This is a genomic window from Ensifer sp. Root142 (genome assembly GCF_001426785.1).
Taxonomy (GTDB): domain Bacteria; phylum Pseudomonadota; class Alphaproteobacteria; order Rhizobiales; family Rhizobiaceae; genus Ensifer; species Ensifer canadensis.
In genome coordinates, this window is record NZ_LMFK01000002.1 from 281314 (window position 1) to 300385 (window position 19072).

The 19072-nt window shown below is 56.4% G+C and carries 18 protein-coding genes and 1 pseudogene; 7 read left to right on the forward strand and 12 right to left on the reverse strand.

Features of this window, described 5'->3' with window-relative positions; genetic code table 11:
- Positions 1 to 166 precede the first annotated feature (166 nt).
- A complete protein-coding gene (locus ASD52_RS06295) occupies positions 167 to 352 on the reverse strand; it encodes a hypothetical protein (protein WP_057223649.1) in 186 nt (61 codons plus the stop codon).
- Between the two features lie 383 nt (positions 353 to 735).
- Here ASD52_RS06295 and glgA point away from each other — a divergent pair, with 383 nt between their 5' ends.
- Entirely contained in the window at positions 736 to 2193 is a 1458-nt protein-coding gene (gene glgA, locus ASD52_RS06300; protein WP_057223650.1) for a glycogen synthase GlgA, read from the forward strand.
- Positions 2194 to 2484: 291 nt separating this feature from the next.
- On the opposite strand, the gene ASD52_RS06305 is transcribed toward glgA, so the two are convergent.
- Positions 2485 to 3096, reverse strand: coding sequence for a response regulator (locus ASD52_RS06305; protein ID WP_057223652.1), 612 nt, complete (start codon positions 3094 to 3096; stop codon positions 2485 to 2487).
- Positions 3097 to 3126: 30 nt separating this feature from the next.
- Positions 3127 to 3330 (reverse strand): hypothetical protein, encoded by a 204-nt coding sequence (locus tag ASD52_RS06310; protein WP_057223654.1) that lies wholly within the window; start codon positions 3328 to 3330, stop codon positions 3127 to 3129.
- 159 nt (positions 3331 to 3489) lie between these two features.
- On the opposite strand from ASD52_RS06310, the gene ASD52_RS06315 reads away from it, so the two are divergent.
- Positions 3490 to 3735: a KTSC domain-containing protein gene (locus ASD52_RS06315; protein ID WP_057223655.1), complete on the forward strand. Its 246-nt coding sequence runs from the start codon at positions 3490 to 3492 to the stop codon at positions 3733 to 3735.
- Between the two features lie 247 nt (positions 3736 to 3982).
- Entirely contained in the window at positions 3983 to 4273 is a 291-nt protein-coding gene (locus tag ASD52_RS06320) for a hypothetical protein (protein ID WP_057223704.1), read from the forward strand.
- Between the two features lie 150 nt (positions 4274 to 4423).
- Here the strand turns inward: ASD52_RS06320 and ASD52_RS06325 are convergent, their stop codons facing one another.
- From ASD52_RS06325 to ASD52_RS06335, 3 genes are all read right to left on the reverse strand, one after another.
- The gene (locus ASD52_RS06325) at positions 4424 to 5389 is read right to left on the reverse strand and encodes an SDR family oxidoreductase (protein WP_057223657.1); all 966 of its coding nucleotides are present in this window, start codon (positions 5387 to 5389) and stop codon (positions 4424 to 4426) included.
- 58 nt (positions 5390 to 5447) lie between these two features.
- Positions 5448 to 6062: an NAD(P)H-dependent oxidoreductase gene (locus ASD52_RS06330; RefSeq protein ID WP_057223659.1), complete on the reverse strand. Its 615-nt coding sequence runs from the start codon at positions 6060 to 6062 to the stop codon at positions 5448 to 5450.
- 606 nt (positions 6063 to 6668) lie between these two features.
- Positions 6669 to 7700 carry a PAS domain S-box protein gene (locus ASD52_RS06335; protein WP_057223661.1) on the reverse strand — a complete coding sequence of 344 codons (1032 nt, stop codon included), beginning with the start codon at positions 7698 to 7700 and terminating at the stop codon, positions 6669 to 6671.
- Positions 7701 to 8225: 525 nt separating this feature from the next.
- On the opposite strand from ASD52_RS06335, the gene ASD52_RS06340 reads away from it, so the two are divergent.
- Positions 8226 to 8615 (forward strand): response regulator, encoded by a 390-nt coding sequence (locus tag ASD52_RS06340; RefSeq protein WP_210265405.1) that lies wholly within the window; start codon positions 8226 to 8228, stop codon positions 8613 to 8615.
- 21 nt (positions 8616 to 8636) lie between these two features.
- On the opposite strand, the gene treY is transcribed toward ASD52_RS06340, so the two are convergent.
- On the reverse strand, positions 8637 to 11090 hold the full coding sequence (gene treY, locus ASD52_RS06345) for a malto-oligosyltrehalose synthase (RefSeq protein ID WP_057223663.1): 2454 nt from the start codon (positions 11088 to 11090) through the stop codon (positions 8637 to 8639).
- Positions 11091 to 11409: 319 nt separating this feature from the next.
- On the opposite strand from treY, the pseudogene ASD52_RS39815 reads away from it, so the two are divergent.
- Positions 11410 to 12255: pseudogene (locus ASD52_RS39815) on the forward strand (lysylphosphatidylglycerol synthase domain-containing protein); the annotation flags it as partial.
- Positions 12256 to 12315: 60 nt separating this feature from the next.
- On the opposite strand, the gene ASD52_RS36980 reads toward ASD52_RS39815, so the two are convergent.
- Positions 12316 to 13767, reverse strand: a complete 1452-nt coding sequence (locus ASD52_RS36980) for a phospholipase D-like domain-containing protein (RefSeq protein ID WP_082571746.1) — start codon at positions 13765 to 13767, stop codon at positions 12316 to 12318.
- Positions 13768 to 14473: 706 nt separating this feature from the next.
- Positions 14474 to 14782, reverse strand: coding sequence for a DUF982 domain-containing protein (locus ASD52_RS36990; RefSeq protein ID WP_156612931.1), 309 nt, complete (start codon positions 14780 to 14782; stop codon positions 14474 to 14476).
- Positions 14783 to 14960: 178 nt separating this feature from the next.
- Here ASD52_RS36990 and ASD52_RS06365 point away from each other — a divergent pair, with 178 nt between their 5' ends.
- Entirely contained in the window at positions 14961 to 15215 is a 255-nt protein-coding gene (locus tag ASD52_RS06365) for a hypothetical protein (RefSeq protein ID WP_057205430.1), read from the forward strand.
- Between the two features lie 209 nt (positions 15216 to 15424).
- Positions 15425 to 16171 (forward strand): CHASE4 domain-containing protein, encoded by a 747-nt coding sequence (locus tag ASD52_RS06370; protein ID WP_057223671.1) that lies wholly within the window; start codon positions 15425 to 15427, stop codon positions 16169 to 16171.
- A gap of 390 nt (positions 16172 to 16561) precedes the next feature.
- Here ASD52_RS06370 and ASD52_RS06375 read toward each other — a convergent pair whose 3' ends face one another.
- From ASD52_RS06375 to ASD52_RS06385, 3 genes are read right to left on the reverse strand one after another with little or no spacing between them, the layout of a single operon-like run.
- A complete protein-coding gene (locus ASD52_RS06375) occupies positions 16562 to 18154 on the reverse strand; it encodes an IS66 family transposase (protein ID WP_057223673.1) in 1593 nt (530 codons plus the stop codon).
- A 53-nt stretch (positions 18155 to 18207) separates the two neighbouring features.
- Positions 18208 to 18561 (reverse strand): IS66 family insertion sequence element accessory protein TnpB, encoded by a 354-nt coding sequence (gene tnpB, locus ASD52_RS06380; RefSeq protein ID WP_057223674.1) that lies wholly within the window; start codon positions 18559 to 18561, stop codon positions 18208 to 18210.
- On the reverse strand, positions 18542 to 18991 hold the full coding sequence (locus ASD52_RS06385) for a transposase (protein ID WP_057223677.1): 450 nt from the start codon (positions 18989 to 18991) through the stop codon (positions 18542 to 18544). Before ASD52_RS06385 ends, tnpB begins: the two co-directional genes overlap by 20 nt.
- Between the last annotated feature and the right edge of the window lie 81 nt (positions 18992 to 19072).

Below are 19072 nucleotides of genomic sequence, written 5' to 3' on the forward strand. Positions count from 1 at the left end.
GGCATCTCGGTCGGGATACTGATCGGGCAACACATAGTCCCTAGATCCGCACTACAGCAAGGCGCGGCGGCTTAACACGTCAAAGTGAAGTTGTAGGTTTTCGCCTGCTTGCATAAGTCGGCTCCCTTGGCAGCGAACAGGCAGCGGGGAAGAAAGTTCCATGCGGTTAGAAAACTGTCATCCAAATACCGCGCCAAAATAGACAGTCGGGATCATCCATCCGCACATGTTCCTTGAATTTCTCTTTCGGGCGCGCGTAAGGGTTCAATCGGCCGATTTTTTTGCACTGTCCGCCTTGCCCCGACCTCCCGCGGTTGTTCGTTTGCTTTGCAACAATCAGGGTAATGGGCATTTTATTAGCCCTCCTCCTTGAAGCCCCCGCCTTTCGCGGAGCAAGGGTCGGTCCGCTTGCGTCCCGTTGGCTGCGTCAGCCACCCTCGTCGTCGCGCAGTCCGCGCATCCAAAGTGATTTGAGCATTCGAGTTCGCACGGCGGTGAGCTCCAACTCGTCAGTGGCGACAGAACCAACCCCTTACGGCCAGCGGCGCAGTCGCGCGATCTCTTTGGGCAGCGCTGCGATGAATTGATCCGCTGAGAATTCTCGCCTTTGAACAACCCGTCACCCCCCGATTGTTCCGTTTTCAGAATCTTCTCCGTCGGAGTTTTTTGCGCGGAACATCCACCCCGGCGCAGTGTTGGAAGTCGGAGTGGTCAGACATTGAAGGGATGACTTCGATGGATATTTTGGCGGTGACGGCTGAGGTATTTCCCTTAATCAAGACCGGTGGCCTCGCGGACGTGACGGGCTCGTTACCCAAAGCACTGAAAAAGTTTGGCGTCCGTGTTAAAACCCTTATTCCGGGATACCGGGCAGTAATGCGCGCTCTGCCGAGCGCTAGATTGGTCAAGACCTACGACGATCTATTCGGTGTACAAGCCAGACTTCTGGCTGCGCAGGCGGCCGGTCTAGATCTTCTTATTCTCGACGCTCCCGAGTTCTTCGACCGGCCCGGCGGCCCCTATCTTAACGAGTACGGGGAAGAGCATCACGATAATTGGAAGCGGTTTGCTGCGTTTTCGAAGGCCGCCAGCGAGGTGGGAGGGAGCGGGGTGAAGGAATGGAAGCCTTGTCTCATCCACGCCCATGATTGGCACTCGGCGCTAACACTTGCCTATCTGAAGTATGGCGAACACTTCGAAGTGCCTCGTGTGTTGACGGTTCATAACCTTGCGTTTCAGGGGCAATTCCCGGCCCGCCATTTCCCCCGCCTCGGCCTCCCCGCTCAATCCTATTCAGAGGCGCTCGAGTATTATGGAGAACTGGGATACCTCAAGGCTGGCTTGATAGCTGCGGACAAAATAACAGTTGTAAGTCCGACCTACGCCCGTGAAATCATGTCACCGGAAGGCGGGATGGGCTTGGATGGCGTGATGAACGCCCGGCATGACGACGTGATCGGAATAGTCAATGGAATTGACCTTGAAGTATGGGATCCATCCTGTGATCCGCACCTGAACTACCCATTTTCAGCACGCACGCCGCTCAGGAGGCTTGGCAATCGCTACGACCTGCTTGATCGGTTCGGGCTGCCTCACCGGCACGGCCCGGTCTTTGCAAGCGTCAATCGTCTGACCTGGCAGAAAGGCATGGATTTGCTTGCAGACGTTGCCGACGAATTTTTTTGGAAAGACGGGATGCTGGTTGTGCATGGTCAAGGCGACCCACACATTGAGGGGAAGTTCCTGGAGGCGGCCGAACGGTATCCCCAACATGTTTCTGTCAAGATTGGGTATGACGAGAGCCTGGCACACTTAATCCATGCTGGAGCCGACGCGATGCTCGTCCCTTCTCGGTTCGAGCCCTGCGGATTGACGCAGTTGTACGCGCTTAGATATGGCTGCATACCCATCGTCGCGCGCACAGGCGGCCTGTCCGAAACCATCATCGACGCTAATGATGCAGCCGTGCATGCGCAAGCGGCAACCGGCATTCAGTTTCTTCCCATAGACCATCAAGGCCTTAGGCACGCCCTGCGAAGGGCCGTCAAGCTCTACCGGCGGCATCGCACGTGGGAACGCCTCCGACGACAGGCTATGAAGACCGACTGCTCGTGGGAACGCAGTGCCGAACAGTACTGCGAGATATATTCGCGGCTCTTGAACGAAAACGCAGAACTGCGCCAAACGGCCTAAGCAACTTAACGATTGGAACCGCGATCACGAACCACAGTCGCGAGGAACGCGAACATCGGGAACTACCCCTGATTGCGGGCGGGATCGAGAGCTATCACGGCGAACGGTGTCCGCGGGGGCAGAAGTTGTCGGATCGAGACCAAAGACCGGCGGCCAAGAGTCTCGCTCGGGTCAGTCGCACGGTCTCCTGCCTCTTAGCAACATTCCAGCATAAGGCCTTGAGATTGTTGTTTTCGAAGGGCTAAGCCCGTTGTCAACAAATCTTGTCGCGGCGGTCGCCTGTCCGTAGCGCTAGTTTGGCCCGAATGGTGCTTCTGCAAAGATAGAGAGCATAATCTGGTGCAGCCACGCATCCAGAGGCTGCCCGTCAATCCTGCATGAAACCTCTGCGATCGCCTTTTCAAGCGTCCTCTCCACAAGTCGATCCGCAGCCCACGGCGTCGGAAGCAAAAGCCGTGCCCGCAATCGAAGCCCAGGCACAAGCTCGAGAACGCGCTCTTCTGGCGCTTCGGGCCTCGTCGGCGTCAGGCCAGACATCGTTTTTAACCGTTGCTCAAACACTGCATTCAGAAGATCGCTCACACCCGCCGTCTTGCTCACCGTTAGAGCCGTCGAAAATCGCTCTGGAACGTCTATTTCATCGTAGCCGGTAAAAAAAACCACCGGAACGGCCCGCCTGGCGAGTTCGTCAGCCACCGGATATATCAATTCGCCATTCAAGCTTATGTCGAGAACCGCGACATCGATCTGGGGGGTTGCACTCAAGCTTTTCAGTGTTCGCTCAACCGAGGGCAATGGTCCAATAACAGTTGCGCCAGCCCGCTCGAGCCAGGATGCGATGTCGTCGGCAAGCAAATATTCGTCTTCCGCGACCAAAACGCGCAACGGTTGGCGGGTTGGCATGCGGTGTTTCCTCCTCAAGGCGCCCGAAGCTTAATGCTTCTTAACGCGACTTAGGTTCTTTAAGCCTGCAGAGCTACTTCGCGCGTCGAGTGCTTTCTGCAGCCGGTTCGCCAGCACCAGCAAGCTATCCGGCGAATCATCGATCAACAGGTTGGCGGTACCTTGGTCCTCGTCCTCAAGGAGGGGGGAGGAAAAATCCTCACCACCGGCGCTGCCTTTTTTTTGAGGTGCCATAAAAGTCGCCTATATCGGTCGCGCTCACATGGCGCCACTAAATCACAATACGCGCTCGCGCTTCGCATGCCAAGACTAGGCCCGGTTGAGGGAACGGACCGTCGGTGCCGGGCGTTCTCGTTAGTGCAGCGAGACTTTCAATCAGAACCTGAGAACGCGATGCCTTCCTCCCTCATCGACAAGTTCAATTATGATCCGGCCAGCAAGATATTGTCGATATGGCTCTTGCCGTCCGGGAACCGGTATGATTACCGCGATGTTCCGCCGGAAATCGCGGAACAATTTAAGCTCGCATTCGCCAAAGGCCGCTTCTTCAACTCGTCCATTCGCGGTAAATTTAAGTACACAAGGGATAGCGTCTCCACTGCCGTCACTCGCGCATCGCCGCGAGGTGGCTCTCGGTGAAGTGGTTTCATTGGGGATGAGTAGAGGCCTGTTCCGCGTAATCCGGCTCCGTCTTTGCGCTTTGCCCAACGGGATCGACGGCTTCTCGATAACCACCTTGAGCGAATGTGCGCTGTGGTGGTTTACGCAGTGCCAGGGGCGGTCGACGCAGGTAAACTGGAGTGCGAGAATGGTGCGGAGTTCGGAACTATTGGGCAGAACTAAGGTTTCTAGGAAAATTTCGATTATTGACCATAGGGAGACCACAATGTCGCTATCTCACCAGATCTCGTCGCCGCGTGAACCCGACCAGTACGAGGGTCGGGAGGCCGACTGTACGGCGGCACTTAGGCCCTTGGTGGCTGATATCGCGACCGCCGAGCCTGAAGCTCTCGTTGCTGCATTAAACGGAAACATGGACAGCCTAGAAAAGGATACTGCTTTGGCTTTCGTTATCGAAGCCGCGAAATCCGCCGGCTGGGACAGCGAGGAGGTCGGCCCTGCGGTGATGCGATTAGCGCGGGAATACGAGGGCGCAAAGGGCGCCATTTTTGACTGAGGCGCCCTCATATCTTAAAGGGTTGTTCTCGGGTTCCGGGCGCCGCCTCCCGCTGTTCGGCGTCGTCAAGGTCTGTCTTAACGATGTAAGTGTCAGCGTGCTGACGCGCGGCTTCGCGGCGAGCATCGATCTCGCCACTGTGGCGGTTGATCAGCGACGTGTCCGAGCCAAGGCGATCGCTGCAAACCCGATGACTACGAATGTGAGAATAGCGGAGGTGGGTAGCGGCCTGCTTGCTCGCAGGCCGCCTTCCGCGCCGCCTGGATTTGCGGCAGAGCGAAACAAGTTGCCATGGCTTACCTCTGTGCGAGGTGCGCCCTTCAGATATCTGGCAAGGATACCGGCCATTATTCGTGCCGTACTGTTGGGAGCCAAAAAGTGGCCAAGCCGCGCCAATCTGGCGGCACTGCCGAGAGTCAAGGAAGCGCGCGGATGATTTGCAAGTCGCACGATCGAGCGAGCGGCTTTTCGTGGATCATAGACAGGTGGAGGTACGGTCAGCGCGCGTCCCGTATAGTTAGCGCTGTGCGCGATTCCAGGGGTGTCGAGAAACGTCGGATAGACGTCGCAGATATGGATGTCGCGATAGGGCGTTAACTCGGCTCTCAGCGCTTCGGTAAACCCTTTGAGTCCGAATTTGCTGGCGGAGTAAGCAGCAGCATAAGGCGCTGAGGCGAACCCGCTGAGCGAGATCATATTGATGAATGTACCATGCTTCTGGCGCTTGAAAATTGGTACGACCGCATGGGCGTCGTTGAGATGCCCGATGAGGTTCGTTCGGATCACCTGCTCATGGGCTTCCTGCGGCGTCTCGTCAAATTTTCCCACCGCACCGACGCCCGCGTTGCTAAACCAGACATCGATTTCGCCAAAGCTTAGAGCCTTCTGTGCGAGCTCGCGCACCTCATCCGCCTTGGTGACATCGGTGGGTACAACTAAAACTTCGGCGCCCAGTTCCCGGCAGCGCGCGGCCACAGAATGGAGTGCTGATGCGTTGCGCGCCGCGATCACCAATCGTGCACCGCGGCGAGCAAATTCTTCAGCGGTCGCCTGTCCAATGCCGGATGATGCGCCAGTGATGACGACGACTGGGTGGTGGGGTCTCTGTTGCAGCATTTGCACATCCTCATACGATTTATGGCGTTAGAACGCCGGGGCATATCCGCAGGCGGGCTCAGTCGCCTTCGCCGGGGTAACGTGCATTGGACAGCAAACGAGCAAGATGGCTAGTGTTGCGCGCCAGCATGCCCGCCATCGTTTGCACGGTCTCTGGAACTTGCTTCAGGTCTATGAAGTTTTGGCTACCCATGGCTTCGCCGACCCAGTAGCAGACAGCATTCGCCGGAATCGTAAAACCGACATCGTTCAACGCTTGGAACAGCTCAGCCGAAACATGGTGAGCTCCGTCTTCGTTGCCGACGACTGCCACGGCTGCGACACGCCCATAGGACACCATACGTCCCTGCTCGTCAGTCTCGTCCAAAAACGCATCCATGCGCTCAAGTGCCCGCTTGGCCACGCTCGAGGGCTGTCCGAGCCATATAGGCGTTCCCACGATTAGTATTTCGGCGGATAGGATCTTTTCGCGAATCTGCGGCCATTCATCACCTTTGCCCTCGTCAGATTTTACTCCAGGCAGAATGGCATGTTCGGCGAGCCGGATGGTTTCTGTCTCGACGCCCTCTTTTTTCAGTTCGTCGGCAATCAGTGATAGCATGCGTTCGGTTGAGGAGCCGTCTGACGGCTTTGTTTTCAGGGTACAATTCAGGGCGATTGCATTCAGCGACATTTGGTGAAGCCTCGTTCGCTTGGTTCAAAGATTGTCAGCAAGATCACCGCTCCACGCTCAACCCTCAGCTCGCCAAAGGGTTCCGGGATCTGCGCGGTTGGGGGCCTTTTGTGAAGCGCCCACCGGACTGGATGCTGATGCTCGCGCTCTCGACGCACCTCATAGTTGCGGCTTCAGCTCCGGTCCGAGATTGCCGGTTGAAGACCGAGAGGCGCGTGTACCCGACCGGCGCGGTGCCCTGATGAGCGTGTCGACTTCCCCGCCCAAACAATTATGCGTGGCTTACGCCCAAGCGGCCATCTTCCGCGCTGAATTGCGAGCAAAGAGGGGTGCCGACCAATCTCCTAAGGGACTACGACGTCGCGTGTCGTGAAATCGAGGAAGGTGTCGTGCGCCATCTGGCATTGAAGATCCCATAAGGGACCGCTAAGCTGATTGCGACTCTGTTGATGGATGGGAACGGTACGAAGATTTATCGTCATCGGACATTCGACAGAACCTTTTCGTCTTTCTGCGGTTTGTAGCTCGGGCAAAATGCAAGGGCGTCCAAAGCACGCGGATATCGCTTTCGCGCTCGAATCTAACGCTAAGGATTTGCCAGAAAGTTCAGTCGGCAAGCGGGTTACCTTTCAAAGTGAAGCCGCCCAGTTGCCCATGCAGGGACCAGAGAAATCGGGACTTTTCGTAGACAACCTCGGCGACGGAGTTGAGCGCCTGCGGTGCAACTCTCCTGAGAACGACGGAGCCGAACCCGGAACGGAGTTCCCCTGAAGACGGGAACTGTCCCAATGTTTGTTCGTCCCAACACACTCTGAAAGACGGCACGTTGTCGGGCACTTCAACCTGCCACGATATCTCGATCTTTCCAGGTTTGCCGCTCAGCACGCCGTGCCGCGCAGAGTTTAGTGCCAGTTCGTGGAGCGCCATGCCGAGATTTTCGACGGCGGTTGGTGTTAGCATGATGGCGGGCCCGACAAACATAAGCGCTTCAGCCCGGCCGAAGGGCTTGAGCTGGATGGCGACAAGATCAGCCATCGTGGCACCTTCCCAATCCGCCGATACGATTAGGTCGTGTGATGCTGAAAGTGCCATTATCCGCTGCGTGATATGACGCTCGAAAGTTGGGCTGTCGTAATTACCCTGTGCGGTCTGACGGATCATAGACAAGATGATGGAGTACTGGTTTTTGACGCGGTGATTGACCTCGCGCAGAAGAATGCGAATGCGCCGTTCACGATCTTTAATGGCGGTTATATCGCGCGCGATAGCAGATGCGCCGACGATATTGCCCGCAGCGTTCCTAATCGGCGACACGGTCAACGAGATCGCAACATAAGTCCGATTCTTGAGCTGCCTCACCGTCTCAAATGCCGAAATTCGATCACCTCGGCTGACTCGCGCCAGGATCGCGCGTTCCTCCTCCTCAAGATGGGGCGGAATAAGCTTGAAGATCGGGGCTCCTATCATTTCATTCGCGCTGTAGCCAAAAAGCTGCTCGGCTGCCCTATTCCAGGTGCGCACGGTGCCATCGAGGTCTTTGCTAATGATCGGATCGAACGAGGAATCGACAATCGCAGCTAGTCTGGCCCGATCGAGTTCCGTGGCATCGACGTGTGTTTCGCTTCTTTCCGAGTGCATATCAATCGATCGCCCGAGTGTCCCGCCGCATCAATGTGTTCCAGCATGTGCGTAAACCACCTCAATGACCGAAGGTTCCGACCTGGCGCCGGAATGACAAACTCAGATCCCGATTAACGTGGGATTGATCATCTGGTCAGGCCGCAGGTTGTTTGCCTGGAATTAGGAGGTAGGGAAACCTTCAGTTTGGGTAAGCGCAGTTGTCCTTCAGCGCCGCTTGGGGTTTGGCCGTTGCCACGGAGCGTCGCAATATACGAACTAGCGAAAAATGCAGCGAACCCGCGAAATTTGGCCGGACCGGAGTTTTGTGGGCCCTCCCATAAAAGGCGATGAACTTCCCTCCGTATGCATGTTGAAGAAATCCGATCGGCTCGTGTGAAACAAACTTCGCCTTAACTGGTTGGGGAGTACATCTATCTATTCCACTCATGCGCAGGCGCGCTGCCGGCAGCGATTGATGGGAGGATTGATCCATCCCGCCGCGGCGTACAACAATCGACGCCCTGTGCGCAAAGGAGAGCCGTGTTGAACACGTCCGTGCCTTGGAGTTCGAGTTTCGCTGGCAAGCGTGTCCTTGTCGTTGAGGACGAGTTCCTGCTTGCCGACGAAACTCGACGCCAACTCGAACAATTGGGGGCGATCGTGGTGGGTCCGACTCCGCAAGTCACCGCAGCGCTGGTGCTCATCGACAGGCAGATGATCGACGTCGCAATCCTTGATATCCTGCTCGATGGTGTCGAAGTTTTTCCGGTCGCCGAGCGTCTCAGGGAACGCGGTATTCCTTTTGTCTTTGCGAGCGCGTTCGGATCGTCCGCCATACCAGAGCGTTTCAAAGGGTATGTTCTCTGCGACAAGCCAATAGAGCTCGAGAATATCGCTCGCGGGCTCTTTGAGCCAACCAATCGAGACCACTGACCCGGATTCGCTTGTTTGAGTTCAGGTCTTTTTGCTGGAAGTCAGAAGCGCGACTGGGCCGTTCGACAGAAGCGAGCCGATGCGGAGTGTATGGCCAGCAAACAATCGGTCGGTCAGGAGGTCAATGCTTTCTGGATGAAATCGTTTCGGCAGCAATACTGACGTATCGCCCCAAAAATCTTTTCCGGCCGTTAAGGTGACGGGTTCAACGTTATTTAGCATCCGCACCGAGGCGATAGCTATGACATGGTGATCTGTGTTCCAGCGCGCAAACGCTACTACATGGTCTTTTCGCTCCCCAACCGGGATCAATGGCACATAGTCGCCCTCGGCAAATAATGCCGGCCATATGCACCTGAGGCGAAGGCCCTTGACAATCAGCTGAAACTTAGATGTGGCTGGAGCTGATGGATTTTTACCAGTGTGCGGATAGCCGGTTTGAAGAGGGTACCGGTTGTCTGGGTCAACGAGCGCGTACTGCAGATATTCGCTCCCCTGATAGAAATCTGGGATCCCTGGTACGGTCAACTTCATCAAGGTGACACTGAGCGAATTTACAAGGCCGGCGAGCATAAAAGGTTCGCAGAAGTCATGAAACTCCCGCAGGAATGTAGCATTATCAGTCGCGAGCAACGCCGATACGTAGTCGGAGAGCTGCGCCTCATAGGCTACATTCACGCTCTCCCATGACGTAGCGACCTTTGCCTCGCGCGCCGCTTTTATCAAGTAGGCTGTGAACCGTTTTTGCAGACCATTTATCGCACCGGGGGAAAGATCGACGGGCAGCACTGCGAGGAGTGCTTGAAAAATCATCCACTGGACGTTCAGTGCGATCAAAGGCGTCTGGAAGCGCGTTGTACTCGTTACCCATCTGTCGAACTGTAACGACCACGCTTCGACATCCTCCCCGATGGTAAATAGCCTTGCGCGGGCATCCTCGCTCCATTTGGTGTCATGGGTGGAGGTGGCGGTTAGGCCCGCCGGCTGAAGAGCCAGACGATCCCGCATGCGTCGGTGAAATTCTTCAACGCCGCCATGGGCACCGTGGGCGTCGCAGCCCACCTCATTGACTGCCAGGCAACGCGTATACCTGTAAAGGAGTGTATCCTCGACCGCCTTCGCCACGATGGGACCGCTCAGCTGCTGGAAACGATTCAGAAAAGCCATTGACGTTTCTGATCCGCCGCTTGCCGACAGCAGATGACTGACCTCAGATAGTGAACTGGCATCCCTCACATGGTCGGATGCAACAGCGATTGCCTGAGCAAGCACCGCATCGTCTTCCTGAGTGCGGGTATTCTCCGTGAAGTAAGTCCTATAGCGCGGAAAAGCGATCAAAAGCTCCTCGAGCGCCTGTCTAAAAGCCGGCGCTTGGCCCGTCCCAGGTTCGGCAATTTTGACAAGACGAGTGACCTCACCGACGAAATGTTTGCGCACCATCTGCGATTGAGCAGCCCGCCGTTCGGTGTCGATGTCACTGTTCTGCGGCGCGATCTTGCGATAGATTTCGTCAAGTTCGCAAGGACCACAGGGCGGAAGAAAAACCGCGCTCGATGCGGCAATGAATTCGTAACCGGTTGTTCCCTGTACTGGCCACGCAGGCAATCGCTCTCCCTCAACCAGAATTTTTTCCACGACGATGAAAACGTCTGGTCCAACGGCGTTGCGTAACCAGCCCAAATAACCCGCCGGGTCCACCAGGCCGTCGATATGGTCGATCCGCAGACCCGACACTTGCCCACTTGCCACCAGCTCCAGTACCAGTCGATGGACGTGTTCGAATACCTCTCTCTTATCCATTCGCAGTCCAACCAAGTCACTGACTTCAAAGAAGCGCCGGTAGGACAGGCGGTGAGCTGCCTCCATCCATGGGATCATTTCCCAAGGCTGTGCAGCGTGCAGCGATCTCATGAAGTCGTTTGATTGCGACAAGGTATCCAGTTGGGTCGACTGCAGGAGGGATGATGTGGCGCCGCTCAGTGTCAAAGGATAGCAAACGTCGCGATACCTGATGCTTGCTTCATCGCCATCGGTTGCAAGAGAAAATGCGCCCTTGCCGACTTCCCGAGAGAAATCGTGCTCGAGGATAGGCAGCGTCAGACGGCGGCTCCAATCAATGTCGAAATAGCCGGAGTAAGCGCTTTTCTCACCCTGCGCCAGAACGTCCCGCCACCACACGTTCTCGAGCGAGGCGGCCATGTGATTGGGCACGATGTCGAGGAGGATTTGCAAGTTGTGACGTTGCAGGACACTGCAAAAGTACTGAAAGCCGTCACTTCCCCCCAGGCATGGATCAATCTCGTTGAAATCGATTACGTCATAGCCATGGGTGGACCCTTTTGCCGCTGTCGTGAGCGGCGAGGCATAGACATGGCTTACACCGAGCCGCACGAAATGTGGGACCAGTTCGGCTGCGCGGGCGAAGTCCATGCCTTGGCGAAACTGTACGCGATAGGTGGAGGAAGGAAGGATCATGCGCGGGGTTCCGAATGGGCGGTCAACGCGGGTAAAAGCGTCGGTATCCGTAAAGGTTCCAGCGTGTTTCGCCTCCATATCGCTGAAAAGCAGCTACGAAAACGAGATCGTGACGTGTAGGGATTTGAGCTTGCAAAACATCAATTCCCGAACGCTCGTTTTGGCCTGTTGATAGTGAGCACCATCGATCCACCTCGAAACCTTGCTCCCACAAACTCCAAAAACTGCCCGCTGCTCGCCTAATCGAAACTTTCGACCCAATGGAACCTGTCGACTTTGCTACCGTTCACCCCATCGTGGACGGAGGACTTAAAACGATATGCGCGTACTTTTCAGGATCGCTATTAGTGTCGCGGTTGGCGGAGCGATCTTCCTACTCTACCAAACCCTGCGCGAATACACCTTCACCGAGATCATCGACGCGCTGGGCACGCTCCCCGGCAAGAACGTTGCGCTCGCCCTTTGTTTCGCCGCCGGTTCGTACCTTTGCCTGTCATGCTTCGATGCTCTTGCTGTTCGCTACGTCGGCAGGTCGCTGGCGTTCCATCAAACAATGTTAGCCTCGTTTGTGAGCCTGTCCATTGGTCACAATGTAGGCGTTGCCGCCTTGAGCAGCGCGGCAGTGCGCTACAGGTATTATTCGCGATGGGGCCTTACGACGGGGGATGTCGCTCTTATCGTCGTCTTTTGCGGGACAACGGTAGCCCTGGGGCTTTCCACGCTTGGTTCTTTTGCTCTGTTCCTGCGCGCAGCCGATGCCGCATCGATGATGCACATTGCTGAAGGCACGGTCCATGGGGTTGCAATCATAGCTGCCCTGGTTCCTGTCGGCTATCTGATGCTTGCCGCAACCCTGCGCCGGCCGGTGCGGTTTCGCCAAAGGAACTTCAGGTTCCCCTCGCTTCACTTAGCAGCGTTCCAGATTGTGGTCGGCTCGTTGAACTTTGCGTTTGTTGCCGCCTGCTTGCATCAAACGCTTTCAGCCTTCACGCAAGCAGCCTATTTCAAGGTTGCCACCGTCTCAATCATTGCCAATGTGGCAGCAATTATCAGCCATGTGCCTGGTGGGCTCGGTGTGCTTGAAGCCACGGTCGTGCAAATTCTTCCGGGCGTGACCTCCCTCGCCGCTGTAATTGCATTCCGTGTGATTTATTATTTCATTCCGATCATGATTGGCCTCCCGTTGCTTGGGCTGAGCGAACTCATGATCAAAGGCGACCAAACGTCAGGCCCAAAGGCCGAGCAGGCGCGAAATCACGTGCTTGGCGCGGCTACGCAGCCAGACAAGCGGGTGAAAGGGCTTTCGGGGGTCGATGAGCGTGGTTCCTGCGATTTCTTTGGTGGGGCCTCGGGTGATGTCGATGTCGAAGTGGCGCAGACCCCTGGCAGATTTATTAAGGCGCCTGATGGTCTCCATCAATGAGTTGGTCTTCGCGAAGACATCGTGCACAGCGTCAGGGGTTGTGCCCAGATGCTCGGCGAGCAGCCGATTGCGGACCGAGATGACTGAGTGCCGACAGGAAGTGGTCAACCCCTCGATCGTCAAGTCCGCTTCCGTATCGAGGCCCTCCGATCGGCGGTTGAGGTTGGATGAGCCGACACGAAGAAAGTGATCATCGACCACGAGAACCTTTGAATGGACGAGAATCTCGCGTTCATTCCCCTGGTTGTCCGGAACAACGGGATACATCACCCAAAGACGATCATCGCGGTCGGCGCGCTTCAGCTTCCGTATCAATCGATCGCGGTTGTCGCCCATGATCAATTTTTCAAGCAGGCCATGCGAGATCCGGGTGACGAGAATGACGATCTCAGGTCCCTCTTGTTCGCAAAGACGTTCCAGCAATATGTCGCCGACACCGAATGATGCGAGATACTGAGCTTCTATATATATGTGCTTACGAGCGGCGCGCAGAATGTCATGTACCAAGGTAATCGATTCACGACGCGACCGCCGGCGATCGCCATGGGCTTCCGTGCGGGACAATGCAATTCTGCAATCGGTGAAATCCGCGACGAGACCGGGTGGCCAGAGTGTGACGGGATTTTCAAGAGGCTCGATGACCTCGCGGGTGGCGTGGAACCAGCGCCGGCGCACCAGCGCGCCGATCATCTGTGCCGCTTGTCCGTGAACGGCGGCCTGCACATCGTGGACGGGATCATAGGCCTTGCCATCGGGTGTCACGCGCTGGGGGTTGTCCGGATCGTGGCTGCAGTTATCCCAACGCCGTGCCGTCAGGTCGATTCCCCCGAGAAACGCCAGATTTGCATCCACAGTCACAAGCTTCTGGTGGTGGGAGCCAAAAAACGGATGACGAAGGTCGAAGGCGATTCTGACCCGTTCGTGTTCAAGAATACCTTGTTTTCGGAATATCTTGAGCGATTTTCCTGAATAGAGCGGGCCAAAACCCCAGACGAGTATTCGAACTTCGAGGTCTGGGTTCGACGCGAGAACGCGTCCTAGTAATTCTGCAAGGCTCTCAGGGCGCTCGGAGCCGGGTTCAAGGATGATGTCGGGATTAAAGTCCCAGCCTACGATCCAAATCTCCCTTCGAGCGCGTTCAAATGCGCTGCGCACCTGCTTGAAGTAATCTGCAGCGTCGACAAGGATCGATATCCTGTCCGCGATCTCGGTTCTCCAGACATTGTCGCCCGCTTTGAATATAGATGCACTCATCGGAAAAACACCGGTTTCCCATCGCTTCTTTACTCGGCGACGAAGACAACGGCCGTGTCTTAAAAATATCGCCTTAATTGGTCGGCTTCTTCTTCAAGTAAATTCGCGACATCGTCTATCGGCATGTGGGTAGCGCAAAGGTGAACTGCGCACTCCAAGAAACGTATTGATGAACGACGCAAATAGGCTTCTCGTTCGCTCTCAGCGAGTTGTTTTATAATTCGATACTTTTTTCCATCGTCTGTCATGGCACCAAACCTTGAACACACATCTAGCTGCCGAATCTACCACAACCGTGTTGGCTTGAAGTTGTTCCCGGGCGCCCTGCTAAATACACCTCGGGTTAAGTGGGAGGGCCACTTTCGGGCAATCTCTGCCAGAATTGCATTCCCGATGACCGAGGAACGAGAGGGAACCGAACGGCTGCGTTGCGCAGCCAACAGCACGGCAAATGCTGCGGCTGCGGCCGCAGCTCCGAAAAGGAGTGTTGATACGCGAGGATCGACCCGGGCAGACGGTCTATCAACATCGTATCCAGCTTCTTTGAGCTTCTGCCGAAGATCGGCCAGCTCCCTACGCAAGTGCTGAATTTGCTTTGCCTGGCTCATGGGTTTTTGTTCGCCCACAGATCCTGAAGCCGTGTCGATGACACCCTTTGGTATGGTTTCTCCGATCCGCGTTGGTTTCGCCATCGTCCTATCCTTGATCATTTATGCTGTGAGGAAAAAGCCGTACCATCGGTTACCCGCGGCGGCACTGGAGAGAGCGCCGAAAGTTTTGCGCCCGCCTCCAGGCAGGCAGCGATGAAGTGCTCGCGGGCGACAGCAGCAGGAGCTCTACCATTAAGAGCGGCCCGGCAGGTGAGGCAGCACTGCCTATATTGCTCCCCATCAATCCGCGGCCACCCGTCCTGAACCAGAGCGAAGGCCTCGTTGACCGACGAAACCGTATGCTCTTTTCCATTCGGCAAGTTTATGTGAAGCGGTGTGGACCATATGAGTTCGGTATAGATCATTTGTCGCTCCGAGGGCTCGACCCGCGGTAACGCGGGAAACAACATGGTTGCCACCCAACGCCGCAAGGGCCAGGAGGTTCCCACCCCACAACAGCATTTCTCCTTGGAACACATAGAGCGCTATTGAGTTCGACAGATGTTTAAAACGGCATTTTGCCGATTCCAAAGGAGAAATACGATGTTACTTCGATCAGTAGCCGCAATAGTGTTCGTCGCTGCAGCCGTGACCCCCGCGGTGGCCCAGCAGGACATCGTGTGCGACGAAGCTTCAATCATGAAACTTGAGCAGGGACTTGGTCAAATTCCCGACGGGGCAAAAAAGATTGAATCGGCAAAAGAGATAACTATGGCCAAGGAAGCTATGGCGGCAAATGACATTGAAAAATGCAAATCGCATCTTGGAAATGCGGTCAAAGGCATGGATGCGATGTAACCGATACCGGAGGGCGCGATCGGGTTCGCGCCCTCCGTGTTCAGCCCGAAACGTTCCCGGGATAAGTACTGGTTCAACCCCGTGTGAGCCGATATATGGCGGGTCAATGCGAATCGGGGAGACCAGACCTTGGACGAGACCCCATCACGTTTCGCTCAATTAACCTAACAGGCCTTGTATAATCTGCAGCCCTGCTTGGAGATGGGGAAATGAGTTTGGTTGAGACGACAGGATCGAATAATGCGGGGTTGGCATTCACACGATCTGAAAAAATCCAGCTGGCGCTAAAACTCGTTTTACCTGTCGTAGCCGGTGCTTTCCTGATGGCTGCGATCTACGCATCTGTGTACTGGTCGGCGGGCGGCGCCGATGATGTCGCAGCCGCGCGCCAGACCCGCCTGTTCCAGTTGGTGATCTCAAAACTGAGGATGGAGCTTGCTCACGAACAGGAAAGCGTGACGGTCTGGGACGACGCCATTGATGCCGTAACCGCCCAAACGAGAGGCCAGGAATGGCTCGACATGAACCTCGGGCGGTGGATGCACACGTACTTCGGACAGGATGGTGCTTTCGTACTGTCACCGGCCGGGCGCCCCGTTTATGCTTTCTGGCGCGCAGAACGGCGCGGGCCAGAGGCCTTCGACGAAGTCGCCGATGCCGCCATGCCCATGATCAGAAACTTAAAATTGAGGCTCGCCGCAGGCGACGAGAGCGGCATCACGCAACAAGTCCTTTCCATCGGGGAGAGCGACTTTGTGGTGATTGATGCAAGGCCGGCGGTGATCAGTGTCAAACCCATCGTTTCTGATACGGGCAATCGCACGCAGGCGCCAGATGAGATCTACCTTCATGTCGCGGTGCGCTACCTGGATCGTCGCTATCTAACGACGCTTGGTGAAGAATATGCTTTCGATGATCTACAGTTCCACAATGGAATTATTGGTGATCAATCGTAAGCGCGATTTTCCCCGCACATTGACGCGGACGATTAGACGGATCGCCTTGGCGTTGGGAACGGCATCTGGTCAGGCGGTGGCAGTTTTTGCGAAGTTGAAGGGCAACAGGTCGTCGATATAAGCATCGCCCGCGCGTTGAGGCAATTCGGTAAGGACGTAGCGCAACCACGTTAATGGCTCNATCGCACGCAGGCGCCAGATGAGATCTACCTTCATGTCGCGGTGCGCTACCTGGATCGTCGCTATCTAACGACGCTTGGTGAAGAATATGCTTTCGATGATCTACAGTTCCACAATGGAATTATTGGTGATCAATCGTAAGCGCGATTTTCCCCGCACATTGACGCGGACGATTAGACGGATCGCCTTGGCGTTGGGAACGGCATCTGGTCAGGCGGTGGCAGTTTTTGCGAAGTTGAAGGGCAACAGGTCGTCGATATCAGCATCGCCCGCRCGTTGAGGCAATTCGGTAAGGACGTAGCGCAACCACGTTAATGGCTCGACGCCGCAGGCGCGGCAGGTCAGTACGAGGCTGTAGATGACGGCRCTGGCCTTGGCTCCGTCGGTGGTATCGCTGAACAGCCAACTCTTTCTGCCGGTTGCAAAAACTCTGATGTCGCGCTCCAAGAGGTTGTTGTCGATCGGCATCCTGCCATCGTCTGTGTAGCGCGTCAGATAATCCCACTGGTTCAGGGTGTAGGACACAGCATCGCCCAGCTTGGTGTCCGGTAAGACCTTCGGCGCGATTTCGTCGAGCCATACCTTGAGAGCGGTCAGGACGGGTATGCTGTGTTGCTGTCGGAATCGGCGAACGCTGTCGGCCTTCGTTTCGCCGGCATCAKGCTTCTTGTCTCGSGCTTGCCTTTCAACCCGATAGAGTTGTTCGAAGAACCGGAGAGCCTGCTCGGGCGGACCGCCACCTTTCTTTCTGGCTTTGAGGGCATCGACGAAGCGCCGCCTCGAATGGGCCATGCATCCGATATGTGTCGCGCCATCCAGCGTGCGCCAGGCGGTGTAGCCATCGCTCATCAATATGCCGCGGTAATCGCCGAGGAAGGTCTGGGGGTGAACCTGTCCGCGGCCCGGCTGATAATCGAGAAGCACGATCGGCTCGTCACTCTCCTCACCGCTCCGATAGGCCCACATATACGATGTGCTGGTGGCCTCTTTGTCCTTTTCCTTCAGGACCTGAACGGTCGTCTCGTCGCCATGGATGAGGGGTTGCGACCTGAGCCGCAGTTTCAGCGCGTCATAGATGCGATGCAGATGCTTTTCGCTCGAGCCGATCACCCAGTGACCCAGAGCGCCTCGACTGACAGGAACGCCGGCGCGCTCGAAGGTCTGCGCCAGACGGTAGAGCGGTGTGCCGTCGACGTATTTGTGAACGAGTGCGAAGGCCAGCGTCGAGGCCGTGGCGATGCTGCCCGGCAGGGGCTGCGTCGGCATCGGTGCGATCACGACAGGCGTGTTGATCCCGGTGCGGTCGCAGTGACGGCATGCATATTTGAACCGCACATTCTGCAGGACCTTCGCCTTCACCTCGATATGAAGTTGCTCGGTAACGGTCTCGCCCATGCGATGCATCCGGCCGGCGCAGCAAGGGCACACCTTCTGATCGTCGGGAAGGTCATACTCGACGCGCTCGCGCGGCAGGTTTTCCGGCAGCGGTCTGCGGCCGCGCTTCTTTCCCGTCGTGCCTTCGACCGGCGGCAAGCCTGTGTCCGGCAGGTCGACGACATCGCCATCTTCGCCGCCGGCGTCATCCTCATCGGCAACCTGTTCGGCTTCATTGAAGATGCGATCAACGTGCTTTTCGCTSYKCGGCGCAAAACGATGCAGTCGTGCAAGCGCCAGCTCTTCCTCGAGTTTGACGACGCGCTGCGAGAGCGCTTCCTTCTCGGCTTTCAGCGCGGCGATTTCGGCAGCATGTGCCGCCAACTGCGCCTTCAACTCTGCAACATCAGGTTCGCCGGTTCGATTCATCGTAGTTTTGAATCTGAACCGCCCYGCCGCGTCAACCGCTCAAYTCGCGGCCGTCAGCCAGCCACCGTGTATTGCCGCACCGGATGACGGACCATCGCATCGATATCAATGCCGTCAAGAACCCAGTGGAGCTGCTCGGTCGTCAGCGTGACGACCGGCACCTCACGGCGCGGCCATCGGAACTTGTCCTCGGTCAGCCGCTTCAGGACCAGCACAAASCCCGATCGGTCGAAGAACAGGAGCTTCATCCGGTCGCGACGGCGGTTGCAGAACGCAAAAACTGCAGGAGCAAATGGATCGAGTTCCATCGTCTCCTGAACCAGGACCGCAAGGCTGTTGAWGCCAGCCCGAAAGTCAATCGGTTCACGATGCAGGTAGACCTTGAGGTCAGCGCCTAGCCTGAACATGACCCAACGCTCCGATTATTGCCGCTAMCGCGTCCACATCATTGCATTCCACCGTCACGCTCACACCGTTCGGCAGTGACGCGCTCACCTTGGCTGGAAAGGATAGCGGGCCCATCCTCTCAGGGGCAGACCGCTGCTCTTCACCATCCGTGGCAGGCATCTCCAACGCAAACTTGCTGTTGGCCGCGGTGATCTGAACCGGAATAAACGCCGATGTCGAAGACGGCGGGAATGGACGGGCCTGGGTATGTTTCTTTATCCATTTCCAAACGAGGTTCGCGTTGACCCCATGTTGGAGCGCAAGTTTCGATACTGATGCGCCAGGTTCAAGRCAGGCCGCGATAAGTCGGTCTTTCGATGCCGGATCGAACCGGCGTCGTCCATTCCGACCAACGAGCCGCACGACAAGTTTTTGACCTTCTTCCATCATTTGGTGTCCACCTCTTTTAGGTGGACACCTCATGCCAAAGCTCACTCAATCACAGAAGGTGCGGGGAAATTCGCGCTTACG